Annotated in this window: 21 protein-coding genes, 12 tRNA genes and 3 rRNA genes; 34 read left to right on the top strand and 2 right to left on the bottom strand. The window is 46.5% G+C overall.

Going from position 1 to position 26124, the window contains the following annotated elements:
• A complete protein-coding gene (locus ACHZES_RS17740) occupies positions 1–393 on the bottom strand; it encodes a sodium:solute symporter (RefSeq protein WP_089987883.1) in 393 nt (130 codons plus the stop codon).
• Positions 394–592: 199 nt separating this feature from the next.
• Here ACHZES_RS17740 and ACHZES_RS17745 point away from each other — a divergent pair, with 199 nt between their 5' ends.
• The 9 genes from ACHZES_RS17745 (at position 593) to ispD (ending at position 8188) form a co-directional block, all read left to right on the top strand.
• A complete protein-coding gene (locus ACHZES_RS17745) occupies positions 593–2734 on the top strand; it encodes a Tex family protein (RefSeq protein ID WP_395546937.1) in 2142 nt (713 codons plus the stop codon).
• 79 nt (positions 2735–2813) lie between these two features.
• On the top strand, positions 2814–3320 hold the full coding sequence (locus ACHZES_RS17750; protein WP_395546936.1) for a YcxB family protein: 507 nt from the start codon (positions 2814–2816) through the stop codon (positions 3318–3320).
• Between the two features lie 3 nt (positions 3321–3323).
• The gene (tsaE, locus tag ACHZES_RS17755) at positions 3324–3749 is read left to right on the top strand and encodes a tRNA (adenosine(37)-N6)-threonylcarbamoyltransferase complex ATPase subunit type 1 TsaE (protein WP_038277659.1); all 426 of its coding nucleotides are present in this window, start codon (positions 3324–3326) and stop codon (positions 3747–3749) included.
• Complete coding sequence (gene tsaB, locus ACHZES_RS17760; protein ID WP_395546935.1) at positions 3750–4448, top strand: tRNA (adenosine(37)-N6)-threonylcarbamoyltransferase complex dimerization subunit type 1 TsaB; 699 nt, start codon at positions 3750–3752, stop codon at positions 4446–4448.
• 97 nt (positions 4449–4545) lie between these two features.
• The gene (rimI, locus tag ACHZES_RS17765; RefSeq protein WP_395546934.1) at positions 4546–4980 is read left to right on the top strand and encodes a ribosomal protein S18-alanine N-acetyltransferase; all 435 of its coding nucleotides are present in this window, start codon (positions 4546–4548) and stop codon (positions 4978–4980) included.
• A gap of 195 nt (positions 4981–5175) precedes the next feature.
• Positions 5176–5418, top strand: a complete 243-nt coding sequence (locus tag ACHZES_RS17770; protein WP_038277706.1) for a hypothetical protein — start codon at positions 5176–5178, stop codon at positions 5416–5418.
• Positions 5419–5504: 86 nt separating this feature from the next.
• The gene (locus ACHZES_RS17775) at positions 5505–6416 is read left to right on the top strand and encodes a ribonuclease Z (protein ID WP_038277662.1); all 912 of its coding nucleotides are present in this window, start codon (positions 5505–5507) and stop codon (positions 6414–6416) included.
• A 10-nt stretch (positions 6417–6426) separates the two neighbouring features.
• Positions 6427–7464 carry a tRNA (adenosine(37)-N6)-threonylcarbamoyltransferase complex transferase subunit TsaD gene (gene tsaD / locus ACHZES_RS17780; protein WP_154525885.1) on the top strand — a complete coding sequence of 346 codons (1038 nt, stop codon included), beginning with the start codon at positions 6427–6429 and terminating at the stop codon, positions 7462–7464.
• A gap of 7 nt (positions 7465–7471) precedes the next feature.
• A complete protein-coding gene (ispD, locus tag ACHZES_RS17785; RefSeq protein WP_395546933.1) occupies positions 7472–8188 on the top strand; it encodes a 2-C-methyl-D-erythritol 4-phosphate cytidylyltransferase in 717 nt (238 codons plus the stop codon).
• Between the two features lie 27 nt (positions 8189–8215).
• Here ispD and ACHZES_RS17790 read toward each other — a convergent pair whose 3' ends face one another.
• On the bottom strand, positions 8216–8542 hold the full coding sequence (locus tag ACHZES_RS17790; protein WP_025229960.1) for a helix-turn-helix domain-containing protein: 327 nt from the start codon (positions 8540–8542) through the stop codon (positions 8216–8218).
• 280 nt (positions 8543–8822) lie between these two features.
• On the opposite strand from ACHZES_RS17790, the gene ACHZES_RS17795 reads away from it, so the two are divergent.
• From ACHZES_RS17795 to ACHZES_RS17915, 25 genes are all read left to right on the top strand, one after another.
• Positions 8823–9089, top strand: coding sequence for a hypothetical protein (locus ACHZES_RS17795; RefSeq protein WP_395546930.1), 267 nt, complete (start codon positions 8823–8825; stop codon positions 9087–9089).
• 188 nt (positions 9090–9277) lie between these two features.
• Positions 9278–9363, top strand: a tRNA-Ser gene (locus tag ACHZES_RS17800).
• A 45-nt stretch (positions 9364–9408) separates the two neighbouring features.
• Positions 9409–9497, top strand: a tRNA-Ser gene (locus tag ACHZES_RS17805).
• A 226-nt stretch (positions 9498–9723) separates the two neighbouring features.
• Positions 9724–11255, top strand: a 16S ribosomal RNA gene (locus tag ACHZES_RS17810).
• A 96-nt stretch (positions 11256–11351) separates the two neighbouring features.
• Positions 11352–11469 (top strand): 5S ribosomal RNA (gene rrf / locus ACHZES_RS17815).
• Positions 11470–11477: 8 nt separating this feature from the next.
• Positions 11478–11550: transfer RNA gene (locus ACHZES_RS17820), tRNA-Ala, on the top strand.
• 269 nt (positions 11551–11819) lie between these two features.
• Positions 11820–14712 (top strand): 23S ribosomal RNA (locus ACHZES_RS17825).
• The 16S, 23S and 5S rRNA genes sit together here with 12 tRNA genes alongside, the layout of an rRNA operon.
• A 79-nt stretch (positions 14713–14791) precedes the next feature.
• Positions 14792–14864: transfer RNA gene (locus ACHZES_RS17830), tRNA-Asn, on the top strand.
• 4 nt (positions 14865–14868) lie between these two features.
• A tRNA-Glu gene (locus ACHZES_RS17835) sits at positions 14869–14940 on the top strand.
• Between the two features lie 6 nt (positions 14941–14946).
• Positions 14947–15019, top strand: a tRNA-Thr gene (locus ACHZES_RS17840).
• Between the two features lie 37 nt (positions 15020–15056).
• A tRNA-Ile gene (locus ACHZES_RS17845) sits at positions 15057–15130 on the top strand.
• A 29-nt stretch (positions 15131–15159) separates the two neighbouring features.
• Positions 15160–15233: transfer RNA gene (locus tag ACHZES_RS17850), tRNA-Asp, on the top strand.
• A 69-nt stretch (positions 15234–15302) separates the two neighbouring features.
• Positions 15303–15375 (top strand) — tRNA-Val (locus tag ACHZES_RS17855).
• 23 nt (positions 15376–15398) lie between these two features.
• Positions 15399–15484 (top strand) — tRNA-Leu (locus ACHZES_RS17860).
• A gap of 29 nt (positions 15485–15513) precedes the next feature.
• Positions 15514–15587 (top strand) — tRNA-Arg (locus ACHZES_RS17865).
• Positions 15588–15719: 132 nt separating this feature from the next.
• Positions 15720–15793, top strand: a tRNA-Arg gene (locus ACHZES_RS17870).
• Positions 15794–16038: 245 nt separating this feature from the next.
• Positions 16039–16818, top strand: coding sequence for a serine hydrolase (locus ACHZES_RS17875; protein ID WP_395549093.1), 780 nt, complete (start codon positions 16039–16041; stop codon positions 16816–16818).
• 17 nt (positions 16819–16835) lie between these two features.
• A complete protein-coding gene (locus ACHZES_RS17880; protein ID WP_395549092.1) occupies positions 16836–17921 on the top strand; it encodes a dipeptide epimerase in 1086 nt (361 codons plus the stop codon).
• A gap of 61 nt (positions 17922–17982) precedes the next feature.
• Positions 17983–19917 carry a peptide ABC transporter substrate-binding protein gene (locus ACHZES_RS17885; RefSeq protein ID WP_395549091.1) on the top strand — a complete coding sequence of 645 codons (1935 nt, stop codon included), beginning with the start codon at positions 17983–17985 and terminating at the stop codon, positions 19915–19917.
• Between the two features lie 139 nt (positions 19918–20056).
• Entirely contained in the window at positions 20057–20998 is a 942-nt protein-coding gene (locus ACHZES_RS17890) for an ABC transporter permease (RefSeq protein WP_395549090.1), read from the top strand.
• Positions 20995–21981 carry an ABC transporter permease gene (locus ACHZES_RS17895; RefSeq protein ID WP_395549089.1) on the top strand — a complete coding sequence of 329 codons (987 nt, stop codon included), beginning with the start codon at positions 20995–20997 and terminating at the stop codon, positions 21979–21981. Before ACHZES_RS17890 ends, ACHZES_RS17895 begins: the two co-directional genes overlap by 4 nt.
• Positions 21982–21992: 11 nt before the next feature.
• The gene (locus tag ACHZES_RS17900; RefSeq protein ID WP_395549088.1) at positions 21993–23045 is read left to right on the top strand and encodes an ABC transporter ATP-binding protein; all 1053 of its coding nucleotides are present in this window, start codon (positions 21993–21995) and stop codon (positions 23043–23045) included.
• Positions 23045–23977, top strand: coding sequence for an ATP-binding cassette domain-containing protein (locus ACHZES_RS17905; RefSeq protein ID WP_038277726.1), 933 nt, complete (start codon positions 23045–23047; stop codon positions 23975–23977). The genes ACHZES_RS17900 and ACHZES_RS17905 overlap by 1 nt, the downstream gene beginning before the upstream one ends.
• Positions 23978–24262: 285 nt before the next feature.
• Positions 24263–25165 carry an NlpC/P60 family protein gene (locus tag ACHZES_RS17910; RefSeq protein ID WP_395549087.1) on the top strand — a complete coding sequence of 301 codons (903 nt, stop codon included), beginning with the start codon at positions 24263–24265 and terminating at the stop codon, positions 25163–25165.
• 36 nt (positions 25166–25201) lie between these two features.
• Entirely contained in the window at positions 25202–26047 is an 846-nt protein-coding gene (locus tag ACHZES_RS17915) for a serine hydrolase (RefSeq protein ID WP_395549086.1), read from the top strand.
• Positions 26048–26124: the final 77 nt, after the last annotated feature.

Genomic DNA, 26124 nt, shown 5'->3' on the forward strand with positions numbered 1-26124 from the left:
CTATTCTCCGGAAGGGGAGGATGTAAGGGCCTGAGCGGCAGTCTCAAAAACTTGTCTGAAATAATGGCCCAAAGGTGTGTTGGTGTCCATGGTATCATATACAAAAATAATAAACAATGCCATCATAAGGCCGCAGACCGTGGAAATAATAGACAGGATCAGTCCAAGCTGGGCCTGCTGGGTAAATGGCTTTCCCTGTTTGGAGAGCACAGCACATGCGATGCCGATCAGACCGAGAAACAGGCCTGCAGGCAGACTCCAGATACTGAACAAGGGAAGACAGTCACTGGCAAGTCCAATGCCGCCCAAAAGAACGGACCAGAAGGCCAGAAGGGAACCTGTCGGACGGATCTGTGGCAGCATTCCGTTGTTACTATTATGGTTTTCTTCCATTCGTAATTTACCTCGTTTGCATATTGTGAAAACAAAAAAATGGTTTATTAACCACACTATTGTATGATTGTAGCACGAAAAAGGCTGCATGTCCAGACGGGTCTTGCATAAGGCAGGCCGATGAATTATAATAGTAAATTGAATAAAGCTGGAAGAAAATTCATCAGGATTCAAATTATGAAGAAATAAGGGGATCACCATGGATATAATAAAGGCATTACAAGAAGAACTTTCCATTAGCCGCGGGCAGGTAGAAGCGACTGTAAAGCTCATTGACGAAGGAAACACCATTCCGTTTATTGCAAGATACCGGAAGGAGGTTACCGGTTCTTTAAATGATGAGGTCCTGCGCAACCTGGATGAAAGGCTCCGCTATCTGCGGAACTTGGAAGAGCGGAAAGAACAGGTTCTCTCCTCTATCAGGGAGCAGGAGAAGCTTACGCCGGAGCTGGAAAAGAAGATATTAGAAGCCCAGACTCTGGTAGCTGTGGAGGATTTATACCGTCCCTATAAACCCAAAAGAAGGACAAGAGCGACCATTGCAAAGGAGAAGGGGCTGGAACCTTTTGCGGATCTGATCATGCTTCAGATGATAAAGACTCCCTTAACAGAGATTGGCCTTGAGTACGTTTCCGAAGAAAAAGGCGTTTCTTCCCCTGAGGATGCCATAAACGGGGCAAAAGATATCCTGGCGGAGCGTATTTCCGACAATGCGGAATACCGTACCTATATCCGAAATACCACCATAAACCAGGGAAGCCTTCAGTCAGCTGCAAAGGATGAAGAGGCGGAATCCGTATATGAAATGTATTACAATTATGAAGAAACCATTAAAAAGTCCGCTGGTCACAGGATCCTGGCTTTAAACCGGGGAGAAAAAGAGAAGATCCTTACGGTAAAAGTACTTGCTCCTGTGGAGCAGATTATAAGGTTTCTGGAAAAACAAGTGATTACAAAGGACAACCCATATACCACGACTGTACTGAAAGAGGTGATCTCGGACAGTTATGACCGCCTCATAGCCCCGGCCATTGAGCGTGAGGTAAGAGGTTCTTTGACAGAACAGGCAGAAGACGGAGCAATTCGGGTGTTCGGCAAAAACTTAGAGCAGCTTTTAATGCAGCCTCCCATTGCAGGACGGGTGGTCCTGGGCTGGGACCCGGCATTTCGGACTGGCTGCAAGCTGGCTGTTGTAGATGAGACAGGAAAAGTCCTTGATACCATAGTCATTTATCCCACAGCACCCCAGAATAAAGTGGAAGAAGCAAAAGCTGTTTTAAAGAAACTGATCAAAAAATACCATATATCCCTGATTTCCGTTGGAAACGGAACTGCATCCAGGGAATCAGAAGCAGTGATCGTAGAATTGTTAAAGGAGATCCCAGAGCAGATTCAGTATATTATTGTAAATGAAGCAGGGGCCTCTGTTTATTCTGCAAGCAAGCTTGCCACGGAAGAGTTTCCTGAATTTGATGTAGGTCAAAGGAGTGCCGCCTCCATTGCAAGAAGACTGCAGGATCCACTGGCAGAGCTGGTGAAGATTGACCCCAAATCCATTGGGGTAGGCCAGTACCAGCATGATATGAACCAGAAGCATTTAAGCGAGGCCCTTCAGGGCGTGGTAGAGGACTGTGTGAACAAAGTGGGAGTGGATCTAAATACGGCTTCTGCTTCCCTACTGGAATATATATCCGGCATTTCAAAACCTATTGCAAAAAATATTGTAGTTTATCGCGAAGAAAATGGGGCCTTTACCGGAAGAAACCAGCTTTTAAAGGTTCCTAAGCTAGGGCCAAAGGCATACGAGCAGTGTGCAGGATTTATGAGGATCCAGGGAGGGAAGAATCCCCTGGACGGAACCAGCGTTCACCCTGAAACCTATGAGGCAGCAAAAAAGCTTTTGGCAAAGCTTAGCTATGATTTAACAGAACTGGCTCATGGAGGCTTAAATGGAATCGGTAAAAAGATTCTGGATTATAAGGCGCTGGCAGCCCAACTGGAAATCGGTGAGATCACTCTGCGGGATATTGTGAAAGAGCTGGAAAAACCGGCAAGGGATCCGAGAGATCAGATGCCTGCTCCTATTCTCCGCACCGATGTGATGGATATGAAGGATTTGAAGCCAGGCATGGTATTAAAGGGTACCGTTAGAAATGTGATTGATTTCGGTGCCTTTGTAGATATTGGTGTCCACCAGGATGGCCTTGTCCACATCTCCCAGATGTCGGACAAATTCATCAAGCATCCCCTGGAAGCAGTGAGTGTGGGAGACATCGTTGAAGTCAAGGTCATAAGCGTGGATGTGCAAAAGAAGAGGATCGCCCTGACCATGAAATTATAAAAGGAAGCTTGATCCGCCTGGCAGCTCATTGTAGGAAATACCGGGATATGAATGCCGAGGCGTATAGAAAGGAGTAAACGTGGAAGAGAAAGATCCGATTGAAATAGAAGTAAAATTAACTGCAAAGGACTTGTGGAAGTTTTCCATGTACCATTCTTATCGGGGGCTGCAGGGACTTTTTAATATCATTTTCAGTGTTGCTGCTGTTTTTCTCCTGATCACCACATGGAATTCCAATTCCGCCTCATACCGGGTGCTGTTAATCGTTTGCGCTCTGATGTTTACCGTCTGGCAGCCAGGCATTCTATATTTAAAGGCTCTTAAGCAGGCAAAGAATCCCGCAATTCAGAATGCCATGACTCTTACCTTCGATGAGAATGGAATTATGGTTTCTCAGGGAGAGGAAAGCCTGGAAATTAAATGGGAAAACATTGGAAAAGTGGACCGTATGAAGGATATGATGATCGTGTATATGGACCGGGTTCACGCCTATTTGCTGCCAGATTCTGTTACTGGAGAGAAAAAGACGGCTATCCGCGGGCTCATCAAAGAAAAACTGCCTCCTGAAAGGCGAAAGAGGATATAAATTATGGTAATAGAAAGCTGGAAGCCAGAAGAAACCTATGAATTTGGGAAAAAACTGGGAGAGGACGCAAAGCCTTCTGACGTATATTGTTTAAATGGTGATTTAGGAGTGGGAAAAACCGTATTTACCCAGGGGTTTGCATCAGGCCTTGGGATCAAGGAGCCGGTAAACAGTCCTACTTTTACCATTGTTAATCAATATGAGGATGGGCGACTGCCTTTTTACCATTTCGATGTGTACCGCATCGGCGATGTAAGTGAGATGGATGAGATCGGTTATGAAGACTGTTTTTACGGGGAGGGAGTAAGCCTTATTGAATGGTCGAATTTGATTAAAGAGCTTCTTCCTGATCATGTAATAACCATAACCATAGAAAAAGATTTGGAAAAAGGGTTTGATTACAGGAAAATAACCGTGGAGGGAATGTAAATGAGGATACTTGGAATTGAAAGCTCATCTTTGGTAGCTTCCGTTGCCGTGGTGGATGACGAGGTACTGACTGCGGAATATACGGTAAATTTTAAGAGGACCCATTCCCAGACCCTTCTTCCAATGCTGGATGAGATTGTAAAGATGGTGGAACTGGATTTAGAAACCATTGATGCCATTGCAATTTCCGGCGGTCCGGGCTCTTTTACCGGATTGCGGATCGGCTCTGCGACTGGCAAGGGCCTTGGCCTGGCTTTGAAAAAGCCCCTGGTTTCCGTTCCTACCGTAGACGCCATGGCATATAACTTATACGGCAGTGCCTACTGGGTCTGCCCTATCATGGATGCCAGAAGGAACCAGGTATATACCGGTATTTATGATAACCGGAACGGATTTTCCGTAATTAGGGAACAATGTGCCATGGACATCTTGGAATTGGTGGAAGAATTAAATGAAGCCGGACAAAAGGTAATCTTTTTAGGAGACGGTGTCCCTGTATACAAAAAGCAGATAGAAGAAAAGATAACGGTTCCATTTCTGTTTGCACCGGCCCATTTGAACCGGCAGCGGGCGGCGGCGGTCGCAGCTTTGGGAGGCTTATATTATGAAGAGGGAAAAACCATTTCAGCGGCCGAGCATTCCCCAGATTATTTAAGAAAACCTCAGGCGGAGCGGGAACGGGAGGCAAATTTTTCTTAATGAAAGCAAGCAAGCGTAACCGTGGCTTAAATTTAGAAAAATAACTGTTTGATGAACCGCTAAGTGAATCGAACTTCCATGAAAGGGGGAGAAGCCCATGGTTCATGAAATGAGACGGTCGGATGTATCCGGAGTCGCTGAAGTAGAACGGCTCTGCTTTTCGGATCCATGGTCCTTAGAAACTGTCAAAGATGGCTTAGAAAGCAGACTCGATACCTGGCTGGTGGTGGAAGAAGAGGGAGCCGTTTTAGGGTACTGCGTTTTCCGTGTGATTGCCGGGGAAGGAGAACTGCTTCGGATAGCCGTTTTACCAGCTTACAGGGGGAGGGGTCTCTCGAAGAAACTTATGGACCGACTGGTGGAATCTTCCATAAAAAAAGGGGTAAAATCCCTGTCTTTAGAGGTCCGGGAAAGTAATAAAAAAGCTAGAAACCTTTATAGATACTATGGTTTTGAAGAAGAAACCATCCGGAAAAATTATTATCGTAATCCCTGCGAAAATGCTATCATCATGTGGAACCGCCGGATATGAAACATTTACCACTAAAAATAAGGGGAAACACCGTTTATAATGTAGGGGTATCCAGTGAGGATGCCCTTTTTCCTATTTTCGGATGACGCAAAACGGAAACAGGGCCTGACTGGTAAGTGCGAAAAAGGAAATACCCTACGGGTATACCTCTATGCCCAAAAAGCATGGGCAGTAAAATGGAAAGGTGAGAGGAAGATGAGAAAGTACAAAAACGGTGGTCAGCTTGAAACAGTTGTGTGCAACTGCTGTGGCAAAAAAATTATCGTGTCAGAAGGTGTTGCCAGGGAGGGGGTAATAAGCGTCAATCATACCTGGGACTTTTTCTCCGAGAAAGATGGGGAAATCCATCATTTTGATTTATGTGAGGACTGTTACGATGCCATGATTCAGGAATTCAAGATTCCTGTGGAGGTAGAAGAACAGCTGGAATATTTATAGTTGCTAATTGCCTCTGCTTTGTGATATGATTTTATGAGGCGGTTTTTGCCGCTTTTTATTGATTGAAATCAAAGCGAGGAAATTTTATGTTGGATATATGTTTACTGGGAACCGGAGGAATGATGCCTCTGCCGTATCGGTGGCTGACAGCCATGATGGCCAGATGTGGCGGCAGTGATCTTCTTATTGACTGCGGAGAAGGAACCCAGATTGCGTTAAAAGAAAAGGGCTGGAGCCCGAAACCCATTGACATCATTTGTTTTACCCATTATCACGCCGACCATATTAGTGGTCTTCCGGGGCTTCTTCTGACCATGGGCAATGCGGAAAGGACAGAACCCCTTACTCTTATTGGGCCAAAGGGCTTAGAGCGTGTAGTGAGTGCGCTGAGGACTATTGCGCCGGAGCTGCCCTTTGAACTGAAATTCATCGAGCTTGACCAGCTTAGAGAGCAGGTAAAGATCGGGCCTTATGTAATCGATGCTTATCGGGTGAACCACAATGTTGTTTGCTATGGATATTCCATTTCCATTCCAAGGACAGGCCGGTTTGATGTGGACCGGGCTAATGCCGCCGGAATACCTCAGAAATTCTGGAGCCGCCTGCAAAAAGGGGAAACCATTGAAGAAGGCGAAAGAACTCTGACTCCTGATATGGTCTTAGGTCCGGATAGACGGGGGCTTAAGGTAACCTATTGTACGGATACAAGGCCGGTTCCTGTAATTGCGGAATACGCAAAGGAGGCGGATCTTTTTATCTGCGAAGGTATGTACGGAGAGGAAGGAAAGGAAGCAAAGGCCAGAGAGTATAAGCATATGACCTTTTATGAGGCTGCCAGACTGGCCAAGGAAGCCCAGCCCAAACAGATGTGGCTGACTCATTACAGCCCCTCCCTTACCAGACCCGAGGAATACTTGGAGAAAGTCCGGGAAATTTTCCCTCGAACCAAAGTGGCAAAGGATGCCTGGACCCTGGAACTGGAATTTGATGAGGAGTGAGGGAGCAGCGATGAAAAAGAATCATACAGAGGAAGATGTATATATACTTGCGATTGAAAGTTCCTGTGATGAGACGGCAGCTGCCGTTGTAAAGAACGGAAGAGAGATCCTTTCCAATGTGATCTCCTCTCAGATCGCCCTGCATACATTATACGGGGGCGTTGTACCGGAAATCGCATCCAGAAAGCATATTGAAAAGATAAATCAGGTCGTTGAGGCAGCCCTTCTGGAGGCTGGGATGTATCTGGAGGATATGGACGCCATAGGCGTTACGTATGGTCCCGGCCTGGTAGGAGCGCTCCTCGTAGGCGTTGCAGAGGCGAAAGCCATTGCTTATGCTACAGGTAAGCCGCTGGTGGGTGTCCATCATATTGAAGGACATGTATCGGCCAACTTTATTGAGCATCCGGATCTGGAGCCGCCTTTTTTATGTTTGATCGTATCCGGCGGCCATACCCATCTTGTTATTGTAAAAGATTACGGTGAATTTGAAATCCTGGGCCGTACCAGGGATGATGCGGCAGGAGAGGCATTCGACAAGGTGGCAAGAGCAGTGGGCCTTGGGTACCCGGGAGGTCCGAAGATTGATCTGGCAGCAAAGGAAGGAAATCCCCATGCCATCAAGTTCCCCCGGGCAAAGGTGGAAGGGAACATCTACGATTTCAGCTTCAGCGGCTTAAAGTCAGCAGTATTAAACCACATCAACCATGCGAACATGATGGGAGAGGAAATCGGTGTTGCTGATTTAGCGGCCTCTTTCCAAAGTGCGGTCGTGGATGTGCTGGTGAGTCATACGGTGGATGCGGCAAAGGAATATGGATTTAAAAAGATCGCCATAGCCGGCGGTGTAGCTTCCAATTCTGCCTTGCGAAAAGGGATGGGCCTTGCATGTGAAAAAGCCGGCATTGCCTTTTACTATCCGTCACCCATTTACTGCACAGATAACGCAGCCATGATCGGCACAGCAGCTTATTACGAATATATCAATGGAGCGAGAGCCGGTTGGGATTTGAATGCAGTTCCCAATTTAAAGCTGGGTGAAAGGTGATGGGCGGATGGAAAGCAGGGGTAGAACGGCAGCAGTCATATTAGCAGCAGGAAAAGGGACACGCATGGGTAGCCAGGTGCATAAGCAGTACCTGGAGCTCTTCGGGAAACCTCTGCTGTATTATGCGCTGGAAGCCTTTGAGAATAGTTCGGTAGATGAGATTGTCCTGGTGACCGGCCTTGGAGAGTCCGGTTATTGCCAGGAGGAGATCATAGAGAAATACGGTTTCAGCAAGGTGACCGCAGTTACTGAAGGAGGAAAGGAACGGTATCATTCCGTATATGAAGGACTTAAGGCAGTAAACAACTGTGAATACGTCCTGATCCATGACGGGGCCAGACCCTGCGTGACAGTCGAGATCATAGAGGCAGCTTCCGATGCCGCCAGAATGTATAAGGCTTGCGCAGTTGGGATGCCTGTAAAAGATACCATTAAAATTTCCGACGAAAGTGAATTTGCAGCCATGACTCCGGACCGGAACAGTCTTTGGCTGATTCAGACTCCTCAGGCATTTGAACATGAACTGGTACTTCGGGCATATGAGAAGCTTATGTCATCGGAACAGTATCAGGTGGGAGTAACGGATGATGCCATGGTAGTGGAAACCATGACTCACGAAAAAGTGAAGTTAATTCGGGGCGATTACGCCAACATAAAGATCACAACACCGGAGGATATGGAAATAGCCGGTGTGCTGATGAAAAGAAAATACCGCGAAAAATAAAAGGATGCTGTGAGTGCAGCTTCCTTTTTATTTTTTTCCTCCTGATTTTAAAAGGTCCTTTACGATCAGATGAAGGTGGTCAAGCTGTTCACGGTTTAAATGCTGTGCATCTTCCATTAGTTCTTTTAGTTTTGCCGGGCTGCTGATGTTGTGAGAGAAAAATTCGGATGGCTCAATATCCAGATACTCGCATATATAGAAAAAACCCATCATGGACGGAAGAGCCAGTCCATTTTCTATTTTATGGATATATGTGGGATTCTGCCCGAGAGACAGACTCATATCACGTGCAGACACGCCCTTTTGAGCTCTGAGCTCAGAAAGGCGTTTTGAAAAATTGAAATCTATATACATAGGTAGCTCCTCCTGATTCCATAGTATTGCATTAAATGAAATATATGTAGTAAATAATGCAATCCATCACTTGACATGTTGCATTCATTACAATATTATTAGTTATATAAAGTATTTAATGTATGATTATACAGAAAAGTCTGCCATACAGGTAGGCGGCTGTCAGATTTTACCTGGGTTTGCACCGGAAGTAATACTCTTCGTGTGTACCTTTACACCCGATAAAGCAGGGTGCTCTGCCCGGAAACCATGGCAGGAAAGATGAAAGAAGGTACGGTAGATGAAAACTGAAGAAAACAGGATAGAGAAGGACAAAAACGCCAGGTCCGGACTTTTGGAGCGGATAGCGGCGGATTCGGGCTGTATGTACCTGTCAGATTTAAGAAACTGTATTTCTAAAAGATGCTGCCGCTTCGTTATTGCCGAAATACCGGCAGATGATTACACAGTACAAGTATGGGAAGATGCGATCAATTATATGACCGGCACAAAAGAAGATTTTAAGTCAGCGGAAGAAGCAAAACAACGACTTTTAGCGTATTTCTGAGACTTAAAAATATAATTTGAAAAAAATGTAAAAATGTGTTGACAGAATAAACAAACAATGATAAACTATCCAAGTTGCAGCTGATAAGTGCAGCAAAACAAGCAGTATTAGTCTCCAAGAGATTTGGAAAAATAGAAAAAAGTGCTTGACAAAAGCATGAACTTCTATTAAAATGTAAAAGCACATTTGGAGAGGTATCGAAGTGGTCATAACGAGGCGGTCTTGAAAACCGTTTGTCCGCAAGGGCGCGTGGGTTCGAATCCCACCCTCTCCGTTGGCAGGTTTTTAGCCGCTAATAACATAAGAGAATCAGCTAATTGCAGAAGTACCCAAGCGGCTGAAGGGGCTCCCCTGGAAAGGGAGTAGGCCGTTAGTAGCGGCGCGAGGGTTCAAATCCCTCCTTCTGCGTCAGCATCAAGGAAGCGAACCTTCTGGTCGATGCACAGCACTTTGAAAACTGAAGATTGAACAGTATGTAAAACCCTGAAAATTCTAATAAAACAAGCCATGTTTGATGGCTTTGAATGAGAAAATTTCAGAACGAATACAAGTAATTGTATACGAACCAAACAACAAGTAAAACGGGAAATAAATTAGCTAGTTAGTTGATTTTGACCCCGGATTGAACACCATTTAATTTGAGAGTTCGATCCTGGCTCAGGATGAACGCTGGCGGCGTGCTTAACACATGCAAGTCGAGCGAAGCGATTTCAAGGAAGTTTTCGGATGGAATTGAAATTGACTTAGCGGCGGACGGGTGAGTAACGCGTGGGTAACCTGCCTCATACAGGGGGATAACAGTTGGAAACGGCTGCTAATACCGCATAAGCACACAGTGCCGCATGGTACGGTGTGAAAAACTCCGGTGGTATGAGATGGACCCGCGTCTGATTAGGTAGTTGGTGAGGTAACGGCCCACCAAGCCGACGATCAGTAGCCGACCTGAGAGGGTGACCGGCCACATTGGGACTGAGACACGGCCCAAACTCCTACGGGAGGCAGCAGTGGGGAATATTGGACAATGGGGGAAACCCTGATCCAGCGACGCCGCGTGAGTGAAGAAGTATTTCGGTATGTAAAGCTCTATCAGCAGGGAAGAAAATGACGGTACCTGACTAAGAAGCCCCGGCTAACTACGTGCCAGCAGCCGCGGTAATACGTAGGGGGCAAGCGTTATCCGGATTTACTGGGTGTAAAGGGAGCGTAGACGGCACTGCAAGTCTGGAGTGAAAGCCCGGGGCTCAACCCCGGGACTGCTTTGGAAACTGTGGTGCTAGAGTGCAGGAGAGGTAAGTGGAATTCCTAGTGTAGCGGTGAAATGCGTAGATATTAGGAGGAACACCAGTGGCGAAGGCGGCTTACTGGACTGTAACTGACGTTGAGGCTCGAAAGCGTGGGGAGCAAACAGGATTAGATACCCTGGTAGTCCACGCCGTAAACGATGAATACTAGGTGTTGGGGAGCAAAGCTCTTCGGTGCCGCCGCTAACGCAATAAGTATTCCACCTGGGGAGTACGTTCGCAAGAATGAAACTCAAAGGAATTGACGGGGACCCGCACAAGCGGTGGAGCATGTGGTTTAATTCGAAGCAACGCGAAGAACCTTACCAAGTCTTGACATCGGAATGACCGGGATGTAACGATCCCTTCCCTTCGGGGCATTCTAGACAGGTGGTGCATGGTTGTCGTCAGCTCGTGTCGTGAGATGTTGGGTTAAGTCCCGCAACGAGCGCAACCCTTATCCTTAGTAGCCAGCAAGTGAAGTTGGGCACTCTGGGGAGACTGCCAGGGATAACCTGGAGGAAGGTGGGGATGACGTCAAATCATCATGCCCCTTATGATTTGGGCTACACACGTGCTACAATGGCGTAAACAAAGGGAAGCAAAGGAGCGATCTGGAGCAAACCCCAAAAATAACGTCTCAGTTCGGATTGTAGTCTGCAACTCGACTACATGAAGCTGGAATCGCTAGTAATCGCGGATCAGAATGCCGCGGTGAATACGTTCCCGGGTCTTGTACACACCGCCCGTCACACCATGGGAGTTGGTAACGCCCGAAGTCAGTGACCCAACCGTAAGGAGGGAGCTGCCGAAGGCGGGACTGATAACTGGGGTGAAGTCGTAACAAGGTAGCCGTATCGGAAGGTGCGGCTGGATCACCTCCTTTCTAAGGAAGAAGAAGTAAGGGTTTTATATACTGTTGAGTCTTAAGTTTTCAAAGAAATAAAAAAAGAATATGGAAACACCAAGAAGACAAAAGATTTCTGGTGCCGATGCGCTTAGGGGAGACACCCGTTCCCATCCCGAACACGATGGTTAAGACTTAAGCGGCCGATGGTACTATGCTGGAGACGGCATGGGAGAGCAGGTGGGTGCCAGATTACTTTATGGGGGTGTAGCTCAGTTGGGAGAGCACCTGCCTTGCAAGCAGGGGGTCAAGAGTTCGAATCTCTCCATCTCCATTTGGTGTAATTGTGAAGTTAGCTTTCATAGATAACGTTTCTGATTGCATCACGCATGTACCTTGAAAACCACATATTGAAATATATCTAGATAAAGTCTTTATTATAAAGACGATATCAAGACATCCGAGGTGTTACATCTAACGATGTAACCAAACAAAACTCGTTAAAGTAACCGTAACGTACGGTGAAATAACAAACCTAAGACCAGAGATACAACGCTATGTATCTTAGATAAGTAGCCCGCACCCGCAGGTGAACATCGAATTGGTTAAGCTAATAAGAGCGCAGGGTGGATGCCTTGGCACTAAGAGCCGATGAAAGACGTGATAAGCTGCGAAAAGCTTCGGGGAGGAGCAAATATCCTTTGATCCGGAGATATCTGAATGGGGAAACCCAACTGAGCAAACCTCAGTTGTCGTATGGTGAATACATAGCCATACGTCGGGAACCCGGGGAACTGAAACATCTAAGTACCCGGAGGAAAAGAAAGAAAACTCGATTTCCAAAGTAGCGGCGAGCGAAATGGAAGGAGCCTAAACCAGTATGCGTGCATACTGGGGTTATGGACTGCAATAAGTGAGACGATTTGTTACCAGAACGGTCCTGGAAAGACCGGCCATAGAAAGTGAAAGCCTTGTATGGGAAAGCAATAGTCAGCGAGCAGGATCCAAAGTACCACGAGACACGAGAAACCTTGTGGGAATTCGGGGGGACCACCCCCCAAGGCTAAATACTACTTAGTGACCGATAGCGCATAGTACTGTGAAGGAAAGGTGAAAAGGACCCCGGGAGGGGAGTGAAAAAGAACCTGAAACCCTGTGTTTACAAGCTGTGGAACCACGTTAAAGGTGGAACCGCGTACTTTTTGTAGAACGGTCCGGCGAGTTACCGTTACTGGCAAGGTTAAGCACTTAAGGTGTGGAGCCGAAGGGAAACCAAGTCTTAATAGGGCGAATGAGTCAGTAAAGGTAGACCCGAAACCGGGTGATCTACCCATGTCCAGGTTGAAGTTTCCGTAAAAGGAAATGGAGGACCGAACGCACATCCGTTGAAAAGGGTGGCGATGAGGTGTGGGTAGGGGAGAAATTCCAATCGAACCCGGAGATAGCTGGTTCTCCTCGAAATAGCTTTAGGGCTAGCCTCGTATTAGTCTGCCGGAGGTAGAGCACTGAATTTCCTAGGGGGCGTCAAAGCTTACCAAAGAATATCAAACTCCGAATGCCGGCCAGATGATGTACGGGAGTCAGACTGCACGAGATAAGTTGGGTAGTCAAAAGGGAAAGAGCCCAGACCACCAGCTAAGGTCCCAAAGTGCGTGTTAAGTGGAAAAGGATGTGGGATTTCACAGACAACTAGGATGTTGGCTTAGAAGCAGCCACACATTCAAAGAGTGCGTAATAGCTCACTAGTCGAGAGGTCCTGCGCCGAAAATGTCCGGGGCTAAAACACGACACCGAAGCTGTGGAATGTATCGTATGATACATTGGTAGAGGAGCATTCTTAACGCACAGAAGCATTACCGTAAGGAGATGTGGAGTGTTAAGAAGAGAGAATGCCGGAATGAGTAGCGAGATGGAGGTGAGAATCCTCCAGGCCGAATATCTAAGGTTTCCAGAGTAAAGCTGATCTGCTCTGGGTAAGTCGGGGCCTAAGGCGAGGTCGAAAGACGTAGTCGATGGACAACAGGTTGAAATTCCTGTACCGCATATTATCAGAACTGTGGGGACACAGAACCGAAGAAGAACCCGGGAATGAAAAGACCGGGGCAAGCACTGGACTGGCTGGAATGGCAAATCCACCCAGCAACAGGAAGGTGTGACGCGTACCGAACATAAGTAGGGAAGTCTTCGTAGGGGCTGTCAAGAAAAGCCGCTATTGTGTAATATGTGCCCGTACCGTAAACCGACACAGGTGGATGAGGAGAGAATCCTAAGGCCGGCGGGAGAAGCATTGTTAAGGAACTCGGCAAAATGACCCCGTAACTTCGGGATAAGGGGTGCCTGGGAAACCAGGCCGCAGAGAATAGGCTCAAGCAACTGTTTAGCAAAAACACAGGTCTATGCAAAACCGAAAGGTGAGGTATATGGGCTGACGCCTGCCCGGTGCTGGAAGGTTACGAGGAGGGGTTAGCGGCAACGCGAAGCTCTGAATTTAAGCCCCAGTAAACGGCGGCCGTAACTATAACGGTCCTAAGGTAGCGAAATTCCTTGTCGGGTAAGTTCCGACCCGCACGAAAGGCGTAATGATTTGAGCGCTGTCTCAACAATGCACCCGGTGAAATTGAAATACCAGTGAAGATGCTGGTTACCTGCGCCAGGACGGAAAGACCCCATGGAGCTTTACTCCAGCTTGATACTGGGATTCGGTACTGCATGTACAGGATAGGTGGGAGGCAGTGAAGATAGGACGCCAGTCTTATCAGAGCCGATGTTGGGATACCACCCTTGCGGTATTGGATTTCTAACCTGCAGCCATGACCTGGCTGGGGGACAATGTCAGGCGGGGAGTTTGACTGGGGCGGTCGCCTCCGAAAGGGTATCGGAGGCGCTCAAAGGTTCCCTCAGAATGGACGGAAACCATTCGAAGAGTGCAAAGGCATAAGGGAGCTTGACTGCGACACCGACGGGTGGAGCAGGTAGGAAACTAGGACTTAGTGATCCGGTGGTATAAAGTGGGATTGCCATCGCTCAACGGATAAAAGCTACCCTGGGGATAACAGGCTTATCACTCCCAAGAGTTCACATCGACGGAGTGGTTTGGCACCTCGATGTCGGCTCATCGCATCCTGGGGCTGTAGTAGGTCCCAAGGGTTGGGCTGTTCGCCCATTAAAGCGGTACGCGAGCTGGGTTCAGAACGTCGTGAGACAGTTCGGTCCCTATCCGGCGTGGGCGTAGGATATTTGAGAGGAGCTGTCCTTAGTACGAGAGGACCGGGATGGACTGACCTCTGGTGTATCTGTTGGCTATCAAAGCCATGGCAGAGTAGCCAAGTCGGGAAGGGATAAACGCTGAAGGCATCTAAGCGTGAAGCCCCCCTCAAGATGAGATATCCCATCGCAAGAGTAAGACCCCTTGAAGACGACGAGGTAGATAGGGCAGAGGTGGAAGCATGGCAACATGTGCAGCTGACTGTCACTAATAGGTCGAGGGCTTAACCAGGTTGGTTTAGGTAAGAGGAAAGAACGGATGAAAATAGATATGTAACAATGTGTGGTTTTGAGGGTATATGCCTCAGTAATCCTCGATAGCTCAGTCGGTAGAGCAAACGGCTGTTAACCGTTGGGTCGTAGGTTCAAGTCCTACTCGGGGAGCTTTGGCCCCATGGTCAAGCGGTTAAGACATCGCCCTTTCACGGCGGTAACACGAGTTCGAATCTCGTTGGGGTCATTTAATGCCGATGTGGCTCAATTGGCAGAGCAGCTGATTTGTAATCAGCAGGTTATCGGTTCGAGTCCGATCATCGGCTTTTAGAAATTTAATACATTTGCAGATTATAATGTTTAGGACCTTTAGCTCAGTTGGTTAGAGCAACCGGCTCATAACCGGTCGGTCCCGGGTTCGAGTCCCCGAAGGTCCACTGACACTGAACTAAATATTTGATAATCTGGCCTGGTGGCTCAGCTGGTTAGAGCGCCGCCCTGTCACGGCGGAGGTCGTGGGTTCGAATCCCATCCGGGTCGTTCTGTACTATAAAGTACAGGCTTTACAAACCAGCGGGTAAGTAGTATAATACTTACTGCATCGTATATGGGATCTTAGCTCAGCTGGGAGAGCATCTGCCTTACAAGCAGAGGGTCATAGGTTCGAGCCCTATAGGTCCCATTTCCATGAGAGATCATGAGAATGCCGGCGTGGCGGAACAGGCAGACGCACAGGACTTAAAATCCTGCGGGACTAATCTCCCGTACCGGTTCGATTCCGGTCGCCGGCATTTGCCTGATAAGGCAATTAAGTGAATATGTGTGTGTAGCTCAGCTGGATAGAGCACTTGGCTACGGACCAAGGTGTCGGGAGTTCGAATCTTCTCACGCACGTACAGAAAACCTTTGTTTTACAAGGGTTACAAAAAAGGCATCCTGAAAAGGGTGTCTTTTTTGTATATAAAAGGCAATTCATCACTTTACAAATTTAGCAAACTGGTGTATATTAACCATGTACCATACAATGCGCTGGTAGCTCAGCTGGATAGAGCGTCTGGCTACGGACCAGAAGGCCGCGAGTTCGAATCTTGTCCGGCGCATGAGAAGAACAGTTTTATTATATTGCGAAAACTGTTCTTTTTTCATATTAGTTTTGGCGGATAGTGCGGAAGTCAGTTTTTATACTAATTATGGCTTGATTTTTTTTCAGAATTTATTATACTAAACTTAAGGCTTTAGGGCAGATAGAATCAGGTGCGATGAGGTAGCTGTAGACAATAGGTGCAGTGCCTCTTTTTTTATATCAGGCTGTCAATTTAGGCCGGCAGGGAGCTTATTTATTGGTATGAATGATGAAATAATAGAGAAGCTGGAACAGCTTCCTGGAAGAATTAGCTTTTTATATGAAAATTTAAAAACTGGAGATGGGTTCGCTTATCACGAACAAGAACCTATGATGGCGGCAAGTGTCATCAAGCTGTTTATCATGGCGGCTGCCTTTGAAAAAAGTAAAAAGGGTACCTTCCAGATGGATGAGTTATTTGCCGTAAAAAAGGAGGACTGTGTTCCTTCCTGCGGCGCCCTTACTTATCTTCATGATGGGATTCTGGTAACAGGGCTGGATCTGGTCACACTAATGATCATTTTCAGTGATAATACGGCCACCAATGTTTTGATTGATATTCTTGGAATGGAGGAAATCAACGAAACGATTCAGGGGCTTGGGTTTGAGCGTACAATTCTTCAGAGAAAAATGTATGATATGGTAAGATCAGCCCAGGGAATCCAAAACTACATAACTGCTTATGAAACAGGCAGGCTTCTAAAAATGATGTATGACGGAACACTTATAGACAGACAGTCCAGTGATACAATGATTTCAATACTTATAAATCAGCAGCTATGCAGTAAGATCCCATTTTATCTGCAAGCTCTTTCGGATAGTCCGGAGATCGCCCACAAGACAGGGGAAGATACGGGGATTACTCATGATGTAGGAATTGTTTATGGAAAAGAACCGTTTTTGGTCTGCTTTTGCGGAAATGAAACGGATACTCCTGCTTTTGAAAGGGTCATGGCTGAGATCTCTCTGGATTTATTCAAGCAGATCAATAAAGAGATTTAGAAAATTGGGGGAAAGCAATGAAGATTGTAAAAATAGAAACGGCAAAGGTTAATATCCCACTTGTAACTCCATTTAAGACGGCTTTAAGAACGGTTGACAGCGTCAATGATATTGTGGTGAGGATCACAACGGATGACGGTCAGACCGGGTTCGGTGAGGCACCTCCTACGGCAGTGATCACGGGGGATACCCATGGTTCCATTCTTTCTGCTATTGAGGAATTCATTGCTCCGGCCATTGTTGGAATGGAGATTGAAAATCTGGATGGAATCATGAAAAAGCTTCATGGCTGCATATTGAAGAACAGCTCTGCAAAGGCTGCGGTGGATATGGCTGTTTATGACCTTTTTGCAAAATCCTGCGGGAAACCCTTATATAAAATTTTGGGAGGCGGACGAGGGGAGATTGAAACGGATCTGACCATTAGCGTCAATGGGGTGGAAGAGATGGTGGTTGACAGCCTGAAGGCTGTTTCACAGGGCTTTCGGATCCTGAAAATCAAAGTGGGGAAAGAGAGCAAAAAGGATGTGGAGCGGATTCAGGCCATCCGCCAGGCGGTAGGGCCGGATATTAAGCTTCGTATTGACGCAAATCAGGGGTGGTCTGCCAAGGAAGCAGTAAAGATCATCCGCACGCTGGAAGATATGGGAATCGGCATGGATCTGGTGGAGCAGCCGGTGAATGCTCATGACTTTGAGGGGATGAAGTTTGTAACCAGCCAGGTGTATACACCCATCCTGGCGGACGAAAGCGTTTTTTCTCCTGAGGATGCCATAAGGATTATCAGTGAACGGGCAGCGGATCTCATTAATATTAAGCTTATGAAGACCGGGGGGATCCATGAAGCTTTAAAAATCTGTGCCATTGCGGAAAGCTTTGGGATGGAGTGCATGATTGGGTGTATGCTGGAGAGTAAGATTGCAGTGAGCGCGGCAGCTCACTTAGCGGCCGGAAGGGGGATTATTACCCGGGCGGATTTAGATGGGCCGTCTCTTTGCAGGGAAGATCCATACATAGGAGGACCTGTTTTTGACGGACCTAAGATTGTTATGAATGAGGATTCTGGAATGGGAATCAGCAGGGTGGCAGCATTCGGTGACTGATATAAGAAAAAGATACTAATCCCGTTTGGGTTAGAAATATTAGGAAAATGGAGGAGAAATTATGAAAAAAGGAAGACTGATGGCTGCGGCACTATGCGCGGTTCTGGCTGCTTCTACAGCATTAAGCGGCTGCGGCGGGAATAAGGCGGCAGGTAATGGTTCCCAGGCTGCAGGTAATGAAACCGGCACGGCGGAGAGCGGAACACCGGCTGTGTATACAAAGCTCTATGGTTCTGAGGCTACTACACTGAATTATCTCACGGCATCATCAGAAAATGATAACAAGATAGGGGCCAACTGTGTGGATACCCTGATTGAATACGATAACAAAGGGCAGATTAAACCGGGGCTTGCAACGGAATGGAGCTATGACGATGCCACACTGACATGGACCTTTAAGCTGCGGGAGGCGAAATGGGTGGATAACACCGGAGCGGAAGTGGCGGATGTGACTGCCCAGGATTTTGTTGATGCCATGAAGTATGAGCTGACTCCTGAGTATGAAAGTGCTAATGTTCAGAATCTTTTTGGAGTTATTGCCAATGCAGAGAAATATTATAATGGACTGGTATATAACGGCGGAGCAGATAAGGACGGAAAGGTATGGGAGTCGATTGATTATTCAGAAGTAGGTGTAAAGGCAGTTGATGAACATACCCTTACTTACACTCTGGAGAAGGAAGTTCCGTATTTCCTTTCTTCTCTGGCCTACGTAGTATATATGCCGGCTTATGGCCCGCAGCTTGCTGAACTTGGTAAAGATTTCGGTACGGGTGCAGATAAGATGTACTATAACGGTGCGTTTTATTTGGAGGAGTTTTCTCCTCAGGAGAAGCATGTATTCAAAAAGAATCCTGCAAATTATGATGCGGATATAGTTTACATAAATGAGATCCAAGAGATCTATAATGCGGAATACAATACCATCGGGCCAGAAATGATAAAGCGCGGGGAAATTGATTATGCGGAGATTTCCTCTGACATTCTGGATAACATGATGAACAGCGAGGATACCAAGAATTTGATTAGCCGTGAAAGGCCGAGAACCAGCTATTCCTATTTCTACAGCTTTAACTTTAATCCTCAGTTCGATGCCCAGTATGAGCCGGATAACTGGAGAAAAGCGGTGAATAATGAAAATTTCCGTAAGGCATTATTTGCAGGCTTAAACAAGACAAAAGAAGTGGCGGTTCTGGAGCCTGCAGCTCCTGATGATTTTGTAATCAATTCCATTACACCGGCCAACTTTACATTCAATGCGGACGGAACGGATTACACCACAGTGGGTGATATGGCATCCCTTGGGCAGACCTTTAACGAGACAAAGGCAAAGGAATACCGTGACCTGGCAAAGGCGGAGCTTACGGCTGAGGGTGTTACCTTCCCAGTAAAAGTGCTGATGCCCTATAACCCTTCCGAAGTCAACTGGGATAAGGAATGCCAGGTGGTGGAGCAGCAGATGGAAAGCCTTCTTGGTACGGACTTCATTGACATCATTGTAGAAGCAGGCCCTGCGGATGGATTCTTAACGGAAGTGCGTCGAAGCGGCAAGTTTGCATTGATGAAATGTAACTGGGGAGCTGATTACGCAGATCCGGAAACCTGGACTGATCCATTCTACCAGGTAAAGGGTGAAGATGGATACGACCTTGGATATAAGTATGGAAATATTGCAAAAGCCATTGAAGAGGGAACCCCTTCCGCCGATGCGGCGGTGGAGTACTTTACTCTGGTAGAGGCGGCCAAGGACATTAAGGTGGATATCAATGCCCGTTATGAGGCATTTGCCAAGGCGGAAGCGAGCCTGGTAAATCATGCATTTGTACTGCCTTTCAGCATTTCTGTCAGCAAATATGTAGCCAGCAAGCTGGATGTATTTGAAGGCCAGTACGCACCCTTTGGCGTATCAAATCTCAGATATAAAGGCCAGCATCTTCAGGACCATTACGTATCCATGGATGAGTTTAAGGCTAACAGGGAAGCGAACGCAAAATAAAACGGCAGGTATATACGCCGGACCATTGGCTGTAAAGCTTATGGTCCGGCGGAAAAATACCGTCTGAAAAGGATGTGCCGGAGCTACGTCTTCTTCCGAGGGTATTTTTAAAAGAAAACACAAAGGAGCCGAGAAACAGATGTTAAAGTATTTAGGTAAACGAATCGCACGTTCATTTCTTACACTGATCATCATTCTAACCGCGGTGTTCTGTCTGCTGCGTCTGATGCCCATCGAGGGATATTTCCAGAACTTTGATAAAATGACGCCTCAGCAGATCCAGGTAGGGTTAAAGGAGATGGGGCTTACAGATCCTCTGCCGGTCCAGGTGATCCGTTTCTTTAAAGACCTTCTTCACGGAGATTTGGGCGTATCCAGGATCTATCGTTCCAACGTCCCTGTGTCTGATATTTTAAAGGATAAGGTCCCTATTTCTGTGAAACTGGGGGTCTGGTCTATGGCACTCTCTCTTCTTGTGGGGCTTCCCATGGGGGCTTTGATGGCGCGGTATAAATACAGGTGGTTCGATAAGATCGGAACTCTTTTCATTGTCTGTATCCAGGCAGTTCCTGCTGCTGTTTATTTTCTGTATATCCAGCTCTACGGCACTAAGCTGATGGGGGTGGGATTGTTATTCCAAATCAATGATCCGAAATACTGGGTTCTTCCGGTTCTATCCATGTCCCTTGGAAATATAGCCTTTTATGGCATGTGGCTGAGACGGTATATGGTGGATGAAAGCAATAAGGATTATGTGAAGTTAGCTAAGGCAAAGGGGATGTCAGAGGGCGGAGTCATGTTTAAACATATTTTCCGCAATGCTTTTGTTCCTTTGGCTCAATACATTCCTACTGCATTTTTAAATACAGTGATCGGATCCATTTATATTGAATCCCTGTATAGCATCCCGGGAATGGGAGGGCTTCTTGTAACGGTGATTAAAAAGCATGATAATACCATGGTTCAGGGCATTGTCCTGCTCTATGCCTGCGTAGGTGTTCTGGGACTTTTACTGGGCGACCTTCTTATGGTATTGCTGGATCCCAGAATTAGTCTGGGAAAGAAAGAAGGTGACAGATGATGAAGCAGTTTTCTTATCGTCATACAAAAGAAGCGGAATTTATGGAATCGATGGAGGAAGGGGAGTTGTTTTCCTTTGCGGGCTTTAATGAAAGGGAAGCGGAGAAAACAGGATACAGCAATTATTCTTACTGGTACAGTACCTTCCGAGCCTTTTTAAAGAACCGGGGAGCTTTTGTTCTTTTGGTATTTTTGATTCTTCTCCTGGCGTTTACATTTATCCAGCCCTATCTGCCGGGGCAGTATGATCCCAATATGATCATCAATGATGCAAAGGGGATGCAGTTTCGTAACGTTCCGCCGGGAAAAGACTTTATTCTGGGAACAAATTCCATTGGACAGGATTTATGGGCAAGGATCTGGGCGGGTACCAGAACTTCTTTGATCATCGGCTTGTCTGTGGCCCTGGCTGAGGCGGTCATTGGCATAACCGTGGGTGTGATCTGGGGATATGTGAGAAAGGCGGATTTCATTCTCACGGAAATTTACAATATCATTGACAATATACCGAATACCATTGTTCTGATCCTGATCTCTTATATTTTAAAACCCAGTGTAAAGACTCTGGTGTTCGCTATGTGCCTGACCGGCTGGATTCAGATGGCCAGATTTATCAGGAATCAGATCCTTATTATCCGGGACAGGGATTATAATGTTGCAAGCCGTTGTCTGGGAACACCTGTCAGTAGGATCATTATAAAAAACCTGCTTCCTTATCTGGTGTCGGTGATCATGCTGCGCATGGCTTTAACCATTCCGGCTGCTATCGGAAACGAAGTGTTTATTACATACATTGGCTTGGGATTACCGGTGAATATTCCAAGTCTTGGCAATCTGATCAACGAAGGACGGGCTTTGATCACTACCCCTGCATTGCGCTATCAGCTGGTTTACCCGACAATCATCCTTTCCTTTGTCACCATATCGTTTTATATCATCGGCAATGCCTTTTCGGATGCCGCTGATCCTAAGAATCACATGTAAGGAGAGACAGTATGAACCAGGAAAAGATTTTAGAGGTAAACGATCTGGACATCAAATTTGAATTAAGGGGAAAAACCCTCCATGCCATTCGGGGGATTTCTCTGGATTTATATAAGGGGGAGATTCTGGCTATTGTAGGGGAATCGGGCAGCGGAAAGTCTGTTTTTACCAAATCCTTTATGGGTCTTTTGGAGAGAAATGGGTATGTGGATGGCGGAAGTGCAGTTTATTCCGGGGCAGATGACCGGGAGAACGTTGAATTAACCGCCGTAAAGAGGGAGAAAGACTGGCTTAAGATACGGGGGCATGAGATTGCGATGATCATGCAGGATCCCATGACCAGCTTAAGCCCCTTAAAAACCATTGGGGTTCAGATCATGGAAGCAGTGCTGCTTCATCAGAAGGTGGGGCATTCAGAAGCAAAGAAACGAACGCTTAAATATTTAATGGATGTGGGAATTCAGGATCCGGAAAAAAGGTTTGATCAGTATCCTCACGAATTTTCCGGGGGAATGCGCCAACGGGTGGTGATCGCCATTGCCATTGCCTGCAATCCGCAGATCCTTATTTGTGATGAACCGACCACAGCTCTTGATGTTACCATACAGGCCCAGATTCTGGATCTGATTAAGGAACTGCGGCATAAATACAGGCTTTCAGTAATTCTGATCACCCATGACTTAGGGGTGGTGGCCAACATCGCAGACAGGGTGGCGGTTATGTACGCCGGAGATATTGTGGAAATTGGCACCTGTGAAGATATTTTTTATGATGCAAGGCATCCTTATACCTGGGCTTTGCTTTCTTCCCTGCCTCAGGTTGGGGTAAAGGGGACGGATTTGTTTTCTATTCCAGGCACACCTCCTAATCTTTATGCGGAGATAAAGGGAGATGCATTTGCTCCCCGTAATCCTCAGGCTCTTAAAATCGATTTTTTAAAAAGACCTCCTTATTTTGAGGTATCGCCTACTCATAAGGCGAAGACCTGGCTGTTAGATCCCAGGGCACCTAAGGTGGATCCGCCGCCTGTGGTCAGCAAAATCAGGAATGGAGGGCTGCTTTGATGGAACGTGAAGTGCTGTTAGATGTAAGGGATTTGGATGTGACCTTTGGAGAGCGCAGAAAGAAATATGAAGCGGTAAAAAAGGTAAACTTTAAAATATACAAAGGAGAAACCTTTGGGCTGGTGGGAGAGTCCGGATCAGGGAAAACCACCATTGGCCGGGCGATCATGAGGATCGTTCCAAGCTGCGGAGGAGATATTCTTTATAAAGGCGATAAGATCAATGGGAGAATCTCAGCGGAGCTGGACCGGAAGGTTATTAAGGAAATACAGATGATCTTTCAGGATCCCCAGGCTTCCTTAAATGAAAGGGCCAAGGTGGATTATATCATCAGCGAAGGGCTGATGAATATGGAAAAAGGATTAGGGGAAAAGGAACGGAAAAAGCGGGTAGACCAGGCCCTTCTTGATGTGGGGCTTCTTCCGGAATTTGCAAGCCGTTTCCCCCATGAGTTTTCCGGAGGTCAGAGACAGAGAATCGGGATTGCCAGATCCCTAATTATGAACCCGGATTTTATCATTGCCGATGAACCGATTTCTGCTCTTGATGTGTCGGTCCGGGCTCAGGTGCTAAATCTCCTTGGAGATATGAAGAAGAAACGGCAGATCACCTATCTTTTTATTGCCCACGACTTATCTGTCATGAGATTTATCACGGACCGGATCGCAGTGATCCGCAAAGGTGAAATAGTGGAAATGGCGGAAACGGAGGAACTGATCACCCATGCTCTTCATCCCTATACAAGGGCGCTGCTTTCTGCAATACCCATGCCGGATCCGAAGCATGAAAAGGAGAAAAAGCTTTTGGTTTATGATCCTTCTGTTCACGATTATTCGTGGGAAAAGGCTTCCTGGAGGGAGATAAGGCCAGAGCATTACGTGCTGGCAAACCGGAAGGAAGCGGAAGAATATAAAAAACTGTATAAGGATTGAGTGAGTATAAGAATGAGTTTTTAGTATAACGGATCATTGATGGAATCTTTAGAAAATATAATATACTCCTCCTGTGACAGACTGCCCGAGTGATAAAAGCTGCCTGTTACGGGAAGGGGTTTTTTAATTTTTTGGTTTTATTGACATTCCACATATCTGACCATATAATAATGAAAAATACAGTGCCTGGCGGTTTGCACAAAATGGGGAAACCGTTTGTACTGTCATGAAGCGGTATAAAAAGTGCCGGAAGGAATATAGAAGGAAGAACAGGAGGAGATGACGATGGAATCTTATGGAATTGTAAAGATACCGGTCGCTACTATTTGGGAAGGCTGGTCGGAGATAAAAGAGAACAGCCTTGGTGAAATAGTGTCGGCCATTTCAGATGAAGGGCTGTATGGAATGGGGCTTGCGATAACCGGGCCAAACGAGCCGGGATTTTATCCGGTGCGTACATTTTACGGCTATTCCGGTTTTATCAGGAAGGAAGAAATAGAACTGGTGAGTCTGGATGAGCTGAAATGCTGGGAAGAGAGCGAGCTTATGGTTACAGATGGAATCTATGTGGACATTCTTTCTCTTCCAAAGGTTCAGGGAGTGCGCCTATTAAGCCTTTTCCGTGGTTCTCTTATTAAGGTACTTTCCTTTGATTCAGAAAACGAAGGCTGGGCCAGGGTGGAGCTTTTGGATGGGCGAGTGGGCTATATGAGAAACCAGTTTTTAAGGAAAAAGGAATTTTCACAGTCCGGGCTGTGGACGGGAGAGCTTCCGCAAAAGGAAATTGTGGATGAAGCACATTTCCGTAAGTCGGTGGTAGAGACTGCAAAGCAGTATTTGGGGACCCAGTATCGTTGGGGAGGAAGATCTACAGCAGGCATCGACTGTTCCGGGCTCACTTCGGAAAGTTATCTTTTAAACGGAATCCTCATTTACCGGGATGCCAGGATAGAACCGGGATTTCCGGTACATGAAATTCCAAAGGATGAAATGCTTCCAGGGGATCTGATGTATTTCCCGGGACATATCGCCATGTATATGGGAAATGGTTCTTACATCCATTCTACAGGAAAAATTGACAGCGGTGGTGTTGTGATTAATAGCTTAAATCCTCAGGCAGAGGACTATCGGGCGGATCTTGCGGAAAGCTGGTATGCGTCGGGGAGTATTTTTGGCACGGTCGGATAAATTATTCAATAAGTTAAGAGAAAGGGTCGGATAAAAATGGATTCCAGACTTACATTAGAGAAAAGAATTGAAGCGGAGATCAAGAGCTATGACGGGAAAATGGGAATCTATCTGGATGATTTCCATGGTAATGTCATTGCTATTCACGCAGATGAAGCATTTGAGACTGCAAGTTCCATAAAGACCTATATACTGGCATGTCTGTTTGATGAGGTGGAAAAGGGAAACAAAAGCCTTGAAGATATCATTGAGTACAGGGTAGAACATGCGGTAGATGGAAGCGGTGTGCTCGCAGCCCTGGAGCCGGGAGCAAAGCTCAGGGTAAAGGATGCGGCAACCTTTATGATCATTGTCAGTGATAATATTGCAACGAATATGATGATAGACTATCTTGGACTGGAAAAGATTAACCAATGCATCAAAGCCCTTGGATGCAGGGATACGGTGCTGCACAATCCCATACACTTTGAGCAGTATGACAGACTTGGGACCAGTACACCGAGAGATTATGCCAGTATTTTTATCAGGCTGGCAAAGGGGGAACTAATCAGTCCGAGGGCGGATGAAATGATGCTGGAAATCTTAAAAAAGCAGCATTATAACAGTATGATTACTAAGGATTTTCCTCCATTTTACATGGACAGCGATAATACGGATGACATCTTAATTTCCGTTGCCTCTAAAAGCGGAAGCATGGATGCCTGCAGAAATGACGGAGGCCTGGTGTTTACGCCCTATGGGCCTTATGCCATCGTCATGTTTCATAAGGAATTTTCTGATGCCATGTATTATCCGGCTCACCCGGCTACCGTGTTCGGGGCCAGGGTCAGCCGGATGATCCTGGATCAGTTTTTAGCATTGGAAGGAAGATTGTTAAAATAGAGAATTAGTGTGTATTTTTACTAAAAAAGGTTTGGATAAGTTCAAAAATCACGACATTATTACTGATTTCTCGGTAT

The organism is Lacrimispora sanguinis, assembly GCF_044987295.1.
Lineage (GTDB): Bacteria > Bacillota > Clostridia > Lachnospirales > Lachnospiraceae > Lacrimispora > Lacrimispora celerecrescens_B.